Raw genomic sequence first — 14,914 nt, forward strand, 5'->3', positions numbered from 1 at the left:
CCCGAGCCGTTCCCATGCTGAGGGGGCCGCGATGGCTGCGGCCCCCTGTCCCGGAACGGTCGTTCCCCGCGGGTGCGGAAACAGAACTAAATCAGACGCGACGCTTCTTCGGCGGGCGAACGCCGTTGTGCGGGATCGGCGTGACGTCGCGGATCGACGTAATCTGGAAGCCGATCGACTGCAGGGCGCGGAGCGCGGACTCACGCCCCGAACCCGGACCCTTCACTTCGACTTCCAGGGTCTTCATGCCGTGTTCCTGGGCCTTGCGGCCAGCGTCCTCGGCGGCGACCTGGGCAGCGTAGGGCGTCGACTTGCGCGAACCCTTGAAGCCCATGGTGCCCGACGACGACCAGGCAATGGTGTTACCCTGCGCGTCGGTGATGGTGATCATCGTGTTGTTGAACGAGGCGTTCACATGAGCGACGCCGGCGGTGATGTTCTTGCGCTCGCGACGACGCAGGCGCTGAGAAGCGGCGGAGGGCTTGGCCATTTTGCGTTCGTCCTCTTACTTCTTCTTGCCGGCGATCGGCTTGGCCGGACCCTTGCGGGTGCGGGCGTTCGTGTGGGTGCGCTGGCCGCGGACCGGCAGGCCCTTGCGGTGACGCAGGCCACGGTAGCAGCCCAGATCCATCAGACGCTTGATGTTCATGGCGACTTCGCGACGAAGATCGCCCTCGACGCGGTAGTCGGCGTCGATGGTCTCGCGGATCTTCAGGACTTCGTCGTCCGTCAGCTCGTTCACGCGACGCTCGGCCGGGATTTCCAGCTTCGCGCAGATTTCCTTGGCCTTGAAGGGGCCGATGCCATGGATGTAGGTCAACCCGATCTCCACGCGCTTCTGCGCGGGGATGTTGACGCCAGCAATACGCGCCACGCTACTCTCCTCAGTCTCGATATCTCAACGGCAGCCCGTCGGGCCGCCTACACACCGAGCAAATCCCGCCCGACACAAGGCCGGGGCCGGGAACGCACAATGTTACCCGCCACCCACGCAGGGCGGCGAGAGGGTGCGACTATAGGAAAACCCTGGAACTTGTCAAGACCGATTGCGGGCAACGTCCGGACACCCCGTCATGCGGCGCAGCCCCGTGCATCAACGGCAGCCGCGATGGGCTTGCAGCGGCACCAGGAATGACGGATGGCGGACCCGGTCGTTCTACAGATCGGTTCCCGCCCGGCGATTGCGGATCGCATCGGCCTGCGCCCGAACCCGCGTCAGATGCGGATTGATCTTCAGCGCCGCGTCGAAGGCGCGCAAAGCAGGCTTCTCATCGCCCAACGCCAGATACACCAGCCCCAACTCCACCAGCGCTCCGAAATGGCGGGGCTCCAGCGACAGCGCGTGATGCAGGTCCAACATGGCGCCGCGGTAGTCGCCCAGCATGTAGTGGGTGGCGGCGCGCTTGTTCCACCCTTCCGCATAGGACGGGTCGCGGGCGACCACGGCGTCGAAGGCGTGCAGGGCCGAATCATAGTCGTCGCCGTTCAGGCTGTTCACCCCGGCACGCATGTCGCGCACCATCACCGGGTCGGGATGATCGAGCCAGAAGTCCCAGATATGCTCCTCCACCAATTCGGCATAGGTCGCGTCGGTGGTGGTGTTCAAAGCCTGGAAAAGACTGTCCAGACGCATGTTCCCCTGCCCTGCCCCGGCCGGTACCCCGAGGGTCAGCGTCAAAAGCACAGTCAAGGAAAAGAAGCGTCGAATCGTCATGCTCCAAATTTGGGCACGGATTCGACAAACTGCCAACTATTTTTTGGTTGCAAAACGATAATGAATTGGTCATTGGCCGCCGCCCCGGCGCGTTAGGCTGCCGACCTATGTCCCTTATGCCGTCGGTGCAGGCGAAGGGTCGGCCTGGAACGGAAGGCCTTATGCCCCTGTTTCCATCCTCCGCCCCTTGAAACGGCGAACGGCCGGCGGATTGCTCCGCCGGCCGTCTGCTTTACCGGATGTCTCCCGATTGCCAGCCCCGAAAAGTCGGAGCCAAGCGATCAGGCGGCCTTGTTGCGGCCGGCCACGATTTCGTCGGTGACGTTGCGCGGCACCGGCTCGTAGTGGCTGAACTCCATCGTGTAGGACGCACGGCCCGAGGTCATGCCGCGCAGCTGGCCGATGTAGCCGAACATTTCGTTCAGCGGGACATTGGCCTCGACGGCGATGTTCGACCCACGCTCCAGCTGGCCCAGGACGGTGCCGCGACGACGGTTCACGTCGCCGATGACGTCGCCCAGGTAGTCGTCGGGGGTGACGATCTCGACCTTCATGACCGGCTCGAGCAGGATCGGGCCGGCCTTCGGCAGAGCCTCGCGGAAGCAGGCCTTGGCGGCGATTTCGAACGTCAGGGCGTTCGAGTTGACGTCGTGGTACTTGCCGTCCACCAGGCGGGCGCTGAAGTCCACAGTCGGGTAGCCGGCGAGGACGCCGTCTTCCTTCTGCATCTCCAGACCCTTCTTGACCGAGGGCACATATTCGCGCGGAACCGTGCCGCCGACGGTCTCGTCGAGGAACTCGAAGCCCTCGCCCCGCTCGCGCGGCGCGAAGACGATCTTCACCTCGGCGAACTGGCCCGAACCGCCGGTCTGCTTCTTGTGGGTGTAGGTGTATTCGACCGGCTTGGTGATCGTCTCGCGGTAGGCGACCTGGGGCTTGCCCATGTTGCCTTCCACGCCGAACTCCGTGCGCATGCGGTCGAGCGTCACTTCCAGGTGCAGCTCGCCCATGCCGCGCAGGATGGTCTGGCCGGTTTCACGGTCGGTCTCCAGGCGGAGCGACGGATCGGCGCGGACCATCTTGCCGAGCGCGATCGAGAACTTCTCCTGCTCGCCCTTGGTCTTCGGCTCGACCGAGACGCTGATGACGGGGTCCGGGAAGCGCATGCGCTCCAGGATGACCGGCGCGGAGGCGTCGCACAGCGTGTCACCGGTCTCGGTCTCCTGCAGGGAGACGAGCGCGATGATGTCGCCGGCGCGGGCTTCCTCGATCGGGTTGGCGTCCTTCGCGTACATCTCGACCATGCGGCCGATCTTCTCGCGCTTGCCGCGGGTCGAGTTCAGGATCGACATGCCCTTGGTCAGCACGCCCGAGTAGACGCGCACGAAGGTCATCGAGCCGTAGGTGTCGTTCAGCACCTTGAAGGCCAGCGCCGAGAAGGGCGCGTCGTCGGAGCTGAGACGCTCGCCGTTCGGGTTGCCGTCCTCGTCCACCGTCTTGATCGCCTCGACGTCGGTCGGGGCCGGCAGCAGATCGACGACCGCGTCCAGAACCTGGCAGACGCCCTTGTTCTTGTAGGACGAGCCGCAGAGCACCGGCGTGAAGGCGCTGGTGATGGTGCCCTTGCGCAGGCAGGCGCGCAGCACGTCGGCCGACGGCTCCTCACCGCTCTCCAGATAGGCTTCCATCGCCGCGTCGTCCTGCTCGAGCGCAGTGTCGACCAACTCGGCGCGCAGCGCCGGGATGCTGGCGATGTTGTCGAGGTCTTCCTTGACGCTCAGGTTGAGCTTCTGGGCGAGATCGTCAGTGATCTCCCAGATCTCCCACTTGGCATCCTTGTCGTCCGAGAACCAGACATAGGCCTTCATCTCGACCAGATCGACCATGCCGCGGAAATTGTCTTCCGAGCCGAGCGGAACCTGGATGCAGACCGGACGCGCGTTCAGGCGGCTCTTGATCATGCTGACGCAACGCTGGAAGTTCGCGCCCGAACGATCCATCTTGTTGACGTAGCAGATGCGCGGCACGTTGTAGTTGTCGGCCAGACGCCAGTTGGTCTCCGACTGCGGCTCCACGCCGGCGACGCCGTCGAACACCACCACCGCGCCGTCGAGCACGCGGAGCGAGCGGTTCACCTCAATGGTGAAATCCACGTGGCCCGGGGTGTCGATGACGTTGATCTTCTTCTCGCGCCAGAAGGTCGAAACCGCGGCCGACTGGATGGTGATGCCGCGCTTCTGCTCCTGCTCCATGTAGTCGGTCGTCGTCGACGTCTTCAAATCCTTCGTCTCGTGGACGTCGATGATCGTGTGCTTGCGACCGGTGTAGTACAGAATGCGCTCGGTGGTCGTCGTCTTGCCCGCGTCGACGTGGGCGATGATGCCGATGTTCCGAATGTCAGACAGTGGCGTTTGGCGCGGCATGTTGCGGTTCCATTGCAGTAACGCGACAACCGAAGCGCGACCGTCAGGGGTCGTCCGCTTCGGCGGCAGAGGTTGGTCGGGGTTTTACGGGCGATCTGTTAAGGCGTCATTAACATTCCGTAAACCGACAAGCAATTTGTCGGAATATTGAAGCGCGCGGCCCTCACAGCGTTCGGGCCACGCCGGCACACCCCAACCGAGGCTGCCGGGTCGCCCCGTTTCCGCCGCCTTATTTAGCAGCGGTGACCTGAATTTCAACGAGATACTGGGGTGCGGCCAGCTTGGCTTCCACCGTGGCGCGGGCCGGCGGATTCGCCGGATCGACCCAGGCGTCCCAAGCCTTGTTCATCGCGCCGAAGCTGGCGATGTCGGCCAGATAGATGGTGGTCGACAACAGCTTGCTCTTGTCGCTGCCCGCTTCCGCCAGCAGGGCGTCGATCTGGGCCAGGATCTGGATGGTCTGACGCTCGACGTCGGGCGTCGGCTCGTCGGCGACCTGACCGGCGAGATAGACCGTGTCCTTGTGGACGACCATCTGGCTCATGCGCGGTCCGGTGTGGAAGCGCTGGATCGACATGACGGAAAGACTCCGGGTTCCGGGGGCTGAAAAAGATGCGGGTACGTCTATGCCATTCGGGGCCGCGCGCGAAGAAAAAAATGCGCCTCCGCCGCTCAGGGCTGACCCGCGGCGGTATCCTTCGCCAAAAGTGCGGCGAAACGCGCCGACGGGACCGCAAAATTGCGCACGGCCGGTGCGTTTCCGGCGGCGACGCCGACTCCAGCGACCGCCCACCCCCCGCCATTCGCCGCGTCGCTTGCCCCGCCGTTCGCCCCGGCGCCGCGCACCGTCCGCACCAGCAGCGGCCCGCCGCTGGTCCCGCGCGTGGCATCGCAGTCGTGCACAAGAAGCCCGCCGCTTTCCCCCAGCAGATGGCAGGCGCTGTCGGCCATCAGGATCTGCGCCCGATCCTGGCTGTAACCGCCGAGCATCAGCGGCGTGCCGGGCCGCAGCGGCGCCTCGCTGACGGGGAGCGGCGGCACCTGGTCCGGCGCCGGTTCCGCCAGGGTCAGCACCGCCCAGTCGCCGGCGAGCATCGGCGCCGCCGCAGCCGGGTCGTAAGCCGGGTCGGTCGCCACCCGCGCCACCGTGACATGGCGGGTGAATGCGCCGCGGTCATAGCCGAAGAGGACATGCAGCGACGACGCCTGGAGGAAGCGCCGGGTACGCGGATTGAACAGGCAATGGCCGGCGGTCACCACCGTGCGCCGGCCGACCAGCGCCCCGGTGCAGCGTCCGGCCAGGTTGGTCTGCACCCGCACCACGCTGCGCCAGGGATCGGCGGCCGCGTCGACCGGTACCCGCCGGTCGCCCGGGCCAACGCCGGGCAGCAGCGGCCGCTCCGCATGGGCTGCAGGCACGCCGGCCAGCATCGCCAGACCGGCCAAGGCCGCGGCAACAGCACCGTGCCGAAAGCCACGCCGACCGCGCGCATGTTCTTGCTCCGTTTCCTTCAATCCCGTATCCTCCGGCGCATGGCGACGCTGATCATCACCGAGAAATCCAGCCAGGCGAAGGACCTGCGCGCGGCCCTGGGCGACCGCTACGGCCGCATCCTGCCGGCCGAGGGCCATCTGCTGCGCCTTGCCGAGCCTGACGAGGTCGACCCGGCCTGGAAGCGCTGGTCGTCGACCCTGCTGAAGCCGGACGGTCTTTATCCGACCCGGCCCGACCAGGGCGGCAACAAGGCGGCGAAGCTGCAGGCGATCACCGCCGCGCTGCGCGGCTGCGACGAGGTGATCCTCGCCACCGACTGCGACCGCGAAGGCCAATTGATCGGCCAGGAAATCCTGGAGCATGTCGGCTATCGCGGCAAGGTGCGGCGCGCGCTTTTCACAGCCCAGGATCCCAAGACCCTGCGCGACGCCTTCGCCACGCTGAAGCCGAACGACAGCATGCGGCCGCTCTACGAGGCCGCGGTGGCGCGCCAGCAGGCCGACCAAATTTACAACCTGTCGCTGACCCGCACGGCGACCAAGACCCTGCTGGCCCCCGGCACCCGCGGCGTCATCGGCATCGGCCGGGTCAAGACCCCGACGCTGGCCATCGTCTGCCTGCGCGAGCTGGAGATCCGCAACTTCAAGCCGGAGGATTATTTCGAGGTGGTGGCGACAGCCACCGTGGCCGAGGGCAGCTTCCAGATGCGCCATGCCCCGGCGCCGAAGGACCGCATCAAGGACCGCGCCGCCGCCGAGGCCATCGCGCGTGCCGCCGACACCCACCGCGGACCGTTGACGGTCACGGTGGAGGAGAAACGGCAGGCACCGCCCAAGCTCTACGACCTTCCGTCGCTGCAGAAGACCTGTGGCCAGCGCTGGGGCTGGACCGCCGACCGTACGCTGGCAGTGGCGCAGGAACTGTATGACGGCGACGGCAAGAAGCTCATCACCTATCCGCGCGCCGAGGCGCGATACCTGTCGGAAAACCAGATCGCCGATGTGCCCGCCATCGTCGGGGCGCTGACCCGGCTGCGCGGCTTCGCGCATCTGGACAACCACATGGATATTCGGCGCCCGGTGATCCGCAAGGGCAAGTCCGGCCATTTCTGCGACAAGGCGCTGGAAGGTGTGTCGCACCATGCGGTGATCCCCAATGTCAATGTGCTGGACGATTTGGAATCGCGGCTCTTCCGGCTGACCGATGACGAGAAGCGGCTGTTTGCGCTGATCTGCCGGTCATACCTTGCGGCGGTGATGCCGGATTACGAGTATCGCCAGACCAGCGTGACCATGCCGGTGCCGGTGCCGACGCCCGGAGGCATCAAGCCGGTCGCCTTCCGCGCCGTCGGCCGCATCCCGCTGAAGCTGGGCTGGAAGGCCGCCTTCGGTTCGGCCGAATCCGACGGCAAGCCGGAGGAGGAGACCGAACAGACCTTGCCGCCGCTGACCGACGGCGAACCGGCGACGCTCAGCGATCCCAAGGTGGAGGCCAAGCGCACCCAGGCGCCGCCACGCTACAACGAAGGCACGCTGGTCGATGCCATGCAGAATGCCTGGAGGTTCGTCGAGGACCCGGCTCTGCGCGACCGGTTGAAAGAGGCCAAGGGCATCGGCACCCCGGCCACCCGCGCCGAGGTGATCAAGGGTCTGCGCAAGCAGAACCTGCTGGGGGCGGACGGCAAATGGCTGGTGCCGACCCCGGCCGGCCTGCATCTGTTCGAGACCTTGCGCGCCGCCGCCCCGACCCTGGTCGATCCCGGCACCACAGCACTGTGGGAAATGAAGCTGGACGAGGTGGTAACCGGACGCGCCGATTTCCGCCGCGTGATCGACGCCATCGCCAGCGAGGCCGACCGGCTGATCGGTGCGCTGGTCGGACAACGCGGCACCGCGCTCGACCTCGGCCTGCCTGCCCCGAAGGCACGATTCTCCCGCCGCGGCACGACCGCAAGGGGGAAGACGGTCCGCGGCGTTCCTACGGCACCCGGTGATGCAGCGAAGCCGGTGCGTCGACGGACGCGCAAGGCAACGGCATCCACCGACGGAGAGGCTGTGGCGCCGAAGCCGCGGCGCACCCGCAAGGCAAAGGCCGATGGCAGTGCCCCGCCGGCTGCCGCCATTTCGGAAAGCACTCCGGTTGCCGACGCGCCCAACTCCGACGCCCGGCGTCGGCGCGAACCGACCGAGCGCATGGTCGCCTTCGCCCGCAGTCTCGCCGAGCGCAAGGGCATCGCCCTGCCCGACCCGTGCCTGCGCGATTTCGATCAATGCCGCGGCTTCCTGGATCAGCACGCCCGCTGACCGCCTATTGATAGCCGCGTGAACGGTTGTGCGATCAGCTGGATTTGCGTGGTTTCAGCCAGATTGCCGTCCCCTCAAGAGGGCACCCTTCATCAACACCGGCCGCCATGTCCTGCGGCAGTACCAGTTCCCGTACGATGCCAGGCAAGGCTGTTTCGGCATGAGGGACCAGCCGACCCCCTGCGGCGAAGAGTGACCGCAACAAGGGGGCGCCCACCCGGCGCCTTCGCAGCGCGGCCGTTATCGCGGGACCTTATGGCCGCTGCTCCACACGGCGGCCTCCCAGGCGCGGCCAAGTTCGAAGAGACCGGAACATCCGAGCTTTTCCATGACGCGGGCGCGATGGCACTCCACCGTCTTGAAACTGATGCCGAGATCGGCCGCGATGGCTTTGGAGCTTTTTCCGGCAACGAGGCGCACCAGCACGTCGACCTCGCGCGCCGTCAGCCGACCAAGACGTGCCATCATATCCCGTCCGCGGGATTGCGACGCCCCCACGTCCGCCTCCAGGGCCGTACCGACCGGTGCGCGCAGCCGCGTGGAAAGCTCGATGCAGGGCATCAGCATTGCCTCACCGCCATGGATGTCAGGGAGCGGACGGCCGCGACGTAGGCAGCCTCCAGCGTCGGCTGAGGGGTGGACTGCAGGCGGAAGCGTGTGGAGTCGGCGCAATGGGCGACAAAGGCATAAGCGGTGCCGCGCTCCACGTTGCGCAGGATGTCGGCCTTTATCGCGGTGATGGGCGATCCCGGGCGCCCCGCGCGATCACCGACCACGCGGCCACGCGCCGCATGCATCAACTGAGCGATGGCAACTTCGATCGTCAGGTCACCCGGGCCGCCGGGGATGGAGTCGCTGCACCGCTGTTCGAGCATGGTCGCCCTCGCCTCGCATCGCTCGGCATCTTCCAACAGCATAGAAAGGGTTCCGGGCGAGGAGCCGCCGATCAACGCCAGCGCGTCTGCCCGATCATCAGCCGCTCGCCGTCGAAGCTGGTCGATGGATAGGTGATCGATATACGGCAATTGTGCTTCGGGCATGCTCTTACCCTTGCACCCGCCGCCTACGGCGGTATGCTGGCGGTTGATCATCGTTGCTTCCTAGGGCTTCGGTTGATCGTCTGGGCTGGCTGACCGACCCGGAGAGGGCGCCCGCTTGTTGGCGCAAGCGGGCGCCCGTCAGCCGCGATCAGGCGACCTGTCGGATGATGGGATCCTCGGGGTCTTCGCCCTGCTCCAAGGGACGGTTGCAGAGCGCAGCCATGTTCCACTGCTTGCCACGGTTGGCTTCACGGGCTTCCGGGTCACGATCCAGGAAGATTCCGAAATGCTTGGCAGCCAGTTCGACAGTCTTCGACCAGCCGGCACGGAATTCGTCAGTGCCATAGGCATCCGGCCAGTGGTGAAGCATGCGCCCGAAAGCCCGCTCGCAGAACGATGCATAGGCGCGGGTATCGAGGATGAAGGCATGCCATGCCGGCTCCATGCCTTCCCAGGCCACCAGGCAGGTCGGTGCGTCGAGGTGCATGGCATTCAGAACCATGAAGGCCCGCAGGTGATCGGCCGACTGCGCCGCTTCGTTCTCCGAAAGACCATCACGCACCATGTGAGCAATCACGCGCGAGAAATCGTAGTTCTTCACATATTCAAGGTTCGCCATATTGCTTCCTCTATGAATTCAATGGCGGAATGCCACCGAATAACGTTGCCGCCCGTGTTACGACACGGGCGATATCCTGTTGTCCTCCGACGGCAATCTTTTCCTTCGACGTGGCGATTTGCCGCCGGACCGTACCCAGCTTCCGATCGAGCGCCACCGCGATCTGCTCGGCGCACTCCCCAGCCGCGACACGCACGGCGACCTCGGCCTGCGTCTTCGTCAAACCGAAGGCGGAGATCAGTATTTCCTGCAGAGGCTCCGGCCGGGCGAGGTCCTGCATGACGACGATGGCCTGCCCCGCTCGCGCAGGCATCACCGCGACGAGTTGGACGGCGACGCCGTCGCAGATCGGGACGAGGGCCTCACCGCCGTGGCCAGCCGCCACCGACGCGATGGCCTGGTGCAGGCGCACCGCACTTTGCGCATCCCCGCAGGTCAGCCGATTGCCAAGTCCGCGCTCCAGCACATCGCCGATGCGCAGACGGCGCACCATGAGCGAAGAGCTGTCAATCAGCCGGGCATCGGCGGTTACGACCGCCGCAGCCACCCCCATCCGCTCCAGCAACGCCGCCATCGTCGCCTGAGCCCGGTTGCGCATCGAAAGCGCTTGCAGACTCGGCGTGGACGAGTCGTCGACGTCATACACGGAAGGTCGAACCGGCACCCAGATCTGTGCGTTCCACTCGGCGCTCAGCCCGGTGTGATACCGGTCATACGGAACGCCGTCGTAGTTGCGGCGAAATTGGAAGCTCAGTTCTCTCGCCCGCGCCATCTTTGCGTAGGCGAGGTGTGCTTCCGGGTCGGCAAGGATGGCCGGCTCGGTGATCCGGCCGCGCTCGACGCCGACTTGAAAAATGTCGTCGAACGTGATGAGTGTGGACCAGTCGTGCTGGTGATGCAGCTCCCGAGCCTCCGAATTCGCGAACACGACGACGTTACGCTCATAAATCAGGATCGCTCCCCGAACATCGGCAGCGGTTCTAATCAATTCGCAAAGCTCTGTCGGGATCTCGGTTGTGGCCATGGGATTCCGGAGTTCTCAAGTGGCAAATCCACATTGCCAACGCTACTCACGGGTGGCACCATCAAAATGGCAATTTTGCCACCGAGCGGCAATTTTCGGGACTTGTACACCAGAACTGTTGCTGCCGCGCAACGGGTAGAAAGCGGCAAACAGTACCGCAACAGGTAATTGCATACCCGGCAATGCGCGTTTGGTGTGAAATGAGGTTTTCAGGCATGCGAATCGCGACGAATGGCAGTGTCGCTGCCGCTTTATGGGCTGTGGGCTCTGTTGTCGCATTCTGTGCCGGCAGCGCTGCGGCGAAGCTGCTTGGAACGAAGCTGCCGGCCATAGAAATGACGTTCATACGGTCTCTGGTCGCCGCGGTCATGGTGGCCGGAACATGGCGGCTTCTGGCCAACCTCAAAATGGCGCGGGATCTGCCGGGACATGCCATACGCTGCCTGTTGGGGGTGATTGCGATCTTTGGCCTGCTCTATGCCGTGACCGTTCTCCCATTGGCACTGGCGATGGTTCTCTACATCAGCCGGACGTTGATGATGCCCATCGCCGGTCGGTGGATGTTGGGGGAAAGATCGGGACCACTGGTGTGGAGCGCCGTCGTGCTGGGCTTCGCGGGCGTCCTTCTATCGTCCTGGCCGGAGATACAAGCCCCTGACTCGCGCTTGGGTATCCTGGCCGCCCTGACCGCCGCCGTCGCCTCCGCCGGATCGCAGACAACCGTCCGCAGGCTCACCCGCACCAACTCGGCGCCACTGATCGTCCTGATCTACAGCGCCGCCGCCGTCATCGGCACACTGCCGGTCGCCCTGCCGTCATGGGTGACGCCGCCTCTCACAGACTGGCCGGCTCTTGTAATACTGGGGCTATGCGCCGCCGGTGCGCAGCTTTTCGCCGCTCGCGCTTTCGCTCTGGCTCCCGTCGGCGTGCTGGCGCCTCTGGATCTGCTTGGCGTGCCGGTCGGGGCCATAATGGGCTGGCTTCTGTTCGGCGAGGTGCCGGGGGTCCTGGCGGGGGTCGGCGGGATCTTCGTCCTGCTGGCGGCTCTGATAGTGACAATCACCCCCGAGAAAGCCGCAGGCCTCCGCCGTCCGGTTGAGCAGCTCGCGAAAGCATGACATTCATGTATCTCGCGGTGATCCACCTAGTTGTCACCTAGATACGGCAAAGGCCCCTCGGAGGGGCCTTGGAATTACCGCTAAGTCATTGAAAAAATTGGTGGGCGATGAGGGGATCGAACCCCCGACATTCTCGGTGTAAACGAGACGCTCTACCGCTGAGCTAATCGCCCGAACCGGACAAGCCTTCGCACTCAAAGGCAAGCCGGCCGGGTGGTGCCCGGCCGGCCGCACTATGCCCTGAGCGGGCCAAAAACTTCAAGCGCTGATAAGCGCTTAGTTCAAGGCGTCCTTCAGAGTTTTGCCGGCCTTGAACTTCGGCTGCTTGGACGCCGGGATGTCGATCTTCTCGCCGGTGCGCGGATTGCGGCCTTCGGTCGCGGGACGCTCAGCGACCGCGAAAGTGCCGAAGCCGACCAGACGGACCTCATCACCGTTCTTCAAGGATTCGGCAATGCTGTCGAACACGGCGTCGACGGCCTTCGTGGCGTCGGTCTTGGACAAACCGGACGCTTCGGCAACATGCGCCACGAGATCGTTCTTGTTCACGCAATCCCCCTTCGAAATTCAGCAAATACTGAAAGACAAAAGCCGCCCCAGGACTTTTCGTCCACGACTTTTTGGAAGCAAAGGATAAGCACAGCGCTTGCCGCCCGTCAATTCCCGACGGGCGGCAAAGCGGCTCTTGTCCCAAAAGTCACGCCCGAGGGCGGCGGTCACGATCGGATCGCGACCGCCGGTCCCGGATCAGTGACGCAGAGCCTCGCCGTCGGCACCCTTCTCCTGAGCCTTCGCCGCGGCCGCCTCGACCTCCGGCTCGGTCCACTCGATGGGCTCCAGCGGACGGACGAGCGCGTTGCGCAGCACCTCGTCCACCGTGCCGACGGGCATGATCTCCAACCCGCGCTTCACGTTGTCCGGGATGTCGGCAAGATCCTTCTCGTTGTCCTTCGGGATCAGCACATGCTTGATGCCGCCGCGCAGGGCGGCCAGCAGCTTCTCCTTCAGGCCGCCGATCGGCAGCACCCGGCCGCGCAGCGTGATCTCGCCGGTCATCGCCACATCCTTGCGCACCGGAATGCCGGTCAGCACCGAGACGATGGAGGTGGCCATGGCGACACCGGCCGACGGGCCGTCCTTCGGCGTGGCGCCTTCGGGAACGTGGACATGGATGTCCTTCTTCTCGAACAGCGTCGGCTTGATGCCGAAGGCGGTGGCGCGCGACTTGACGTAGCTCTCGGCCGCCTGGACCAATTCCTTCATCACGTCGCCCAGCTTGCCGGTGGTGGTGACGCGGCCCTTGCCGGGCAGGCCCACGGCCTCGATCGACAGCAGCTCGCCGCCGACTTCGGTCCAGGCCAGACCGGTGGTGACGCCCACCAGATCCTCCAGCTCCGCCTCGCCATAATGGAAACGGCGGACGCCGGCATACTTGTCGAGGTTGCGGCGGGTGACCGCGACCTTGGCGTTGCCGCCGCTCTTCAGCAGGATCTCCTTCACCGCCTTGCGGCAAAGGTTGGCGATCTCGCGTTCCAGCGAACGGACACCGGCTTCCCGCGTGTAGTAGCGAACCAGATCGCGCAGCGCGTCATCGGAGATGGTGAACTCGCCCTTCTTCAGGCCGTTCGCCTCGATCTGCTTCTCGATCAGGTGGCGCTTGGAGATCTCGACCTTCTCGTCCTCGGTGTAACCGGCGACGCGGATGATCTCCATGCGGTCCAGCAGCGGCTGCGGCATGCGCATCGTGTTGGCCGTGCAGACGAACATCACGTCGGACAGGTCGTAGTCGACCTCCAGGTAATGGTCGTTGAAGGTGCCGTTCTGCTCCGGATCCAGGACCTCCAGCAGGGCCGACGACGGGTCGCCGCGCCAGTCGGCGCCGAGCTTGTCGATCTCGTCGAGCAGGAAGAGCGGGTTCGACGACTTCGCCTTCTTCATGCCCTGGATGACCTTGCCGGGCATGGAACCGATATAGGTGCGGCGGTGGCCGCGGACCTCGGCCTCGTCACGAACGCCGCCCAGCGACATGCGGACGAAGTTGCGGCCGGTGGCCTTGCCGATCGACTTGCCGAGCGAGGTCTTGCCGACGCCGGGCGGTCCGACGAGGCAGAGGATCGGTCCCTTGACCTTGTTCATGCGGTTCTGGACGGCGAGATACTCGAGGATGCGCTCCTTGACCTTCTCCAGACCGTAATGATCGTCGTCCAGCACCTTTTGGGCCAGCTTCAGGTCACGCTTCACCTTGGTGCGCTTCTTCCACGGAATGGACAGCATCCAATCCAGGTAGTTGCGGACCACGGTGGCCTCGGCCGACATCGGGCTCATCGACCGCAGCTTCTTCAGCTCGGCGAGCGCCTTCTCGCGGGCTTCCTTGGAGAAGCGGGTCTTGTTGATCTTCTCTTCCAGCTCCGCCGATTCGTCGCGGCCGTCCTCGGTCTCGCCGAGTTCCTTCTGGATCGCCTTCAGCTGCTCGTTCAGGTAGTATTCGCGCTGAGTCTTCTCCATCTGCCGCTTGACGCGGTTGCGGATGCGCTTTTCCACCTGCAGCACGCCGATCTCGCCTTCCATGAAGGCATAGACCCGCTCCAGACGCTCCGACACGGTGGCGCATTCCAGCAGCTGCTGCTTTTCCGGAATCTTCAGCGCCAGATGCGACGCGACGGTGTCGGCCAGCTTGCCGGCTTCCTCGATCTGGTTGATCGAGACCAGCACTTCCGGCGGGATCTTCTTGTTCAGCTTGATGTACTGCTCGAACTGGGAGACGACGGCGCGGCTCAGCGCCTCCAGCTCCTGGTTCTCGCCGGTCTTTTCCTCGACCAGCTCGGCCTGGGCCTGGAAGAACTCCTCATTGTCGGCGAACTTGGTGATGGCGGCCCGCTGGCCGCCTTCCACCAGCACCTTGACGGTCCCGTCCGGCAGCTTGAGCAGCTGCAACACGGTGCCGACGGTGCCGACGCTGTAGATGTCGGCCGGAGTCGGATCGTCCTGCGCAGCGTTCTTCTGGGTGACGAGCAGGATCTGCTTGTCATCCTTCATCACGTCTTCCAACGCGCGCACGGACTTCTCGCGCCCGACGAACAGCGGCACGATCATGTGGGGGAAGACCACGATGTCGCGCAGCGGCAGGACCGGGTAGAGGGCACCACGGGAGAGTTCGATCATGGGCAGGGCCTCAATG

At 65.1% G+C, this 14,914-nt stretch carries 14 protein-coding genes and 1 tRNA gene; 2 read left to right on the forward strand and 13 right to left on the reverse strand.

Translation table 11 applies throughout. The features are described from left to right. Window positions 1-91: 91 nt before the first annotated feature. The 6 genes from rpsK to ACWPN8_RS10690 form a co-directional block, all read right to left on the reverse strand. The gene (gene rpsK, locus ACWPN8_RS10665) at window positions 92-490 is read right to left on the reverse strand and encodes a 30S ribosomal protein S11 (RefSeq protein ID WP_012974490.1); all 399 of its coding nucleotides are present in this window, start codon (window positions 488-490) and stop codon (window positions 92-94) included. A gap of 15 nt (window positions 491-505) precedes the next feature. Further along, window positions 506-874 carry a 30S ribosomal protein S13 gene (gene rpsM, locus ACWPN8_RS10670; protein ID WP_012974491.1) on the reverse strand — a complete coding sequence of 123 codons (369 nt, stop codon included), beginning with the start codon at window positions 872-874 and terminating at the stop codon, window positions 506-508. 282 nt (window positions 875-1,156) lie between these two features. Further along, window positions 1,157-1,633, reverse strand: a complete 477-nt coding sequence (locus tag ACWPN8_RS10675) for a tetratricopeptide repeat protein (RefSeq protein WP_492240756.1) — start codon at window positions 1,631-1,633, stop codon at window positions 1,157-1,159. A 362-nt stretch (window positions 1,634-1,995) separates the two neighbouring features. Beyond that, on the reverse strand, window positions 1,996-4,137 hold the full coding sequence (gene fusA / locus ACWPN8_RS10680) for an elongation factor G (RefSeq protein WP_492240757.1): 2,142 nt from the start codon (window positions 4,135-4,137) through the stop codon (window positions 1,996-1,998). 229 nt (window positions 4,138-4,366) lie between these two features. Beyond that, window positions 4,367-4,714, reverse strand: a complete 348-nt coding sequence (locus tag ACWPN8_RS10685) for a RidA family protein (RefSeq protein ID WP_063634880.1) — start codon at window positions 4,712-4,714, stop codon at window positions 4,367-4,369. 95 nt (window positions 4,715-4,809) lie between these two features. Then, on the reverse strand, window positions 4,810-5,583 hold the full coding sequence (locus ACWPN8_RS10690; RefSeq protein ID WP_247873139.1) for a trypsin-like serine peptidase: 774 nt from the start codon (window positions 5,581-5,583) through the stop codon (window positions 4,810-4,812). A gap of 87 nt (window positions 5,584-5,670) precedes the next feature. On the opposite strand from ACWPN8_RS10690, the gene ACWPN8_RS10695 reads away from it, so the two are divergent. Next, a complete protein-coding gene (locus tag ACWPN8_RS10695; RefSeq protein ID WP_109449238.1) occupies window positions 5,671-7,935 on the forward strand; it encodes a DNA topoisomerase in 2,265 nt (754 codons plus the stop codon). 240 nt (window positions 7,936-8,175) lie between these two features. On the opposite strand, the gene ACWPN8_RS10700 is transcribed toward ACWPN8_RS10695, so the two are convergent. The 4 genes from ACWPN8_RS10700 to ACWPN8_RS10715 all read right to left on the reverse strand — a co-directional run bounded on the left by ACWPN8_RS10700 (window position 8,176) and on the right by ACWPN8_RS10715 (window position 10,618). Beyond that, complete coding sequence (locus tag ACWPN8_RS10700) at window positions 8,176-8,496, reverse strand: response regulator transcription factor (protein ID WP_492240758.1); 321 nt, start codon at window positions 8,494-8,496, stop codon at window positions 8,176-8,178. After that, a complete protein-coding gene (locus ACWPN8_RS10705; protein ID WP_492240759.1) occupies window positions 8,496-9,026 on the reverse strand; it encodes a hypothetical protein in 531 nt (176 codons plus the stop codon). Before ACWPN8_RS10705 ends, ACWPN8_RS10700 begins: the two co-directional genes overlap by 1 nt. 97 nt (window positions 9,027-9,123) lie before the next feature. Further along, window positions 9,124-9,594, reverse strand: coding sequence for a glycine-rich domain-containing protein (locus tag ACWPN8_RS10710; protein WP_492240760.1), 471 nt, complete (start codon window positions 9,592-9,594; stop codon window positions 9,124-9,126). Between the two features lie 10 nt (window positions 9,595-9,604). After that, a complete protein-coding gene (locus ACWPN8_RS10715) occupies window positions 9,605-10,618 on the reverse strand; it encodes a helix-turn-helix transcriptional regulator (RefSeq protein ID WP_492240761.1) in 1,014 nt (337 codons plus the stop codon). A gap of 215 nt (window positions 10,619-10,833) precedes the next feature. On the opposite strand from ACWPN8_RS10715, the gene ACWPN8_RS10720 reads away from it, so the two are divergent. After that, on the forward strand, window positions 10,834-11,736 hold the full coding sequence (locus ACWPN8_RS10720) for a DMT family transporter (RefSeq protein ID WP_492240762.1): 903 nt from the start codon (window positions 10,834-10,836) through the stop codon (window positions 11,734-11,736). A gap of 98 nt (window positions 11,737-11,834) precedes the next feature. On the opposite strand, the gene ACWPN8_RS10725 is transcribed toward ACWPN8_RS10720, so the two are convergent. The 3 genes from ACWPN8_RS10725 to lon form a co-directional block, all read right to left on the reverse strand. Beyond that, a tRNA-Val gene (locus tag ACWPN8_RS10725) sits at window positions 11,835-11,909 on the reverse strand. A 103-nt stretch (window positions 11,910-12,012) separates the two neighbouring features. Beyond that, window positions 12,013-12,285: an HU family DNA-binding protein gene (locus ACWPN8_RS10730; RefSeq protein ID WP_012974523.1), complete on the reverse strand. Its 273-nt coding sequence runs from the start codon at window positions 12,283-12,285 to the stop codon at window positions 12,013-12,015. 198 nt (window positions 12,286-12,483) lie between these two features. Next, window positions 12,484-14,898: an endopeptidase La gene (gene lon, locus ACWPN8_RS10735; protein ID WP_492240763.1), complete on the reverse strand. Its 2,415-nt coding sequence runs from the start codon at window positions 14,896-14,898 to the stop codon at window positions 12,484-12,486. Window positions 14,899-14,914: the final 16 nt, after the last annotated feature.

The sequence above is a fragment of the Azospirillum sp. UENF 112521 genome (assembly GCF_058780665.1).

Excerpts from the sequence above, each read along its gene's own strand:
- rpsK (WP_012974490.1), bottom strand. The coding sequence starts at position 490 with ATGGCCAAGCCCTCCGCCGCTTCTCAGCGCCTGCGTCGTCGCGAGCGC.
- ACWPN8_RS10675 (WP_492240756.1), bottom strand. The coding sequence starts at position 1,633 with ATGCGTCTGGACAGTCTTTTCCAGGCTTTGAACACCACCACCGACGCG.
- fusA (WP_492240757.1), bottom strand. The coding sequence starts at position 4,137 with ATGCCGCGCCAAACGCCACTGTCTGACATTCGGAACATCGGCATCATC.
- ACWPN8_RS10685 (WP_063634880.1), bottom strand. The coding sequence starts at position 4,714 with ATGTCGATCCAGCGCTTCCACACCGGACCGCGCATGAGCCAGATGGTC.
- ACWPN8_RS10695 (WP_109449238.1), top strand. The coding sequence starts at position 5,671 with ATGGCGACGCTGATCATCACCGAGAAATCCAGCCAGGCGAAGGACCTG.
- ACWPN8_RS10700 (WP_492240758.1), bottom strand. The coding sequence starts at position 8,496 with ATGCCCTGCATCGAGCTTTCCACGCGGCTGCGCGCACCGGTCGGTACG.
- ACWPN8_RS10705 (WP_492240759.1), bottom strand. The coding sequence starts at position 9,026 with ATGATCAACCGCCAGCATACCGCCGTAGGCGGCGGGTGCAAGGGTAAG.
- ACWPN8_RS10710 (WP_492240760.1), bottom strand. The coding sequence starts at position 9,594 with ATGGCGAACCTTGAATATGTGAAGAACTACGATTTCTCGCGCGTGATT.
- ACWPN8_RS10715 (WP_492240761.1), bottom strand. The coding sequence starts at position 10,618 with ATGGCCACAACCGAGATCCCGACAGAGCTTTGCGAATTGATTAGAACC.
- ACWPN8_RS10720 (WP_492240762.1), top strand. The coding sequence starts at position 10,834 with ATGCGAATCGCGACGAATGGCAGTGTCGCTGCCGCTTTATGGGCTGTG.
- lon (WP_492240763.1), bottom strand. The coding sequence starts at position 14,898 with ATGATCGAACTCTCCCGTGGTGCCCTCTACCCGGTCCTGCCGCTGCGC.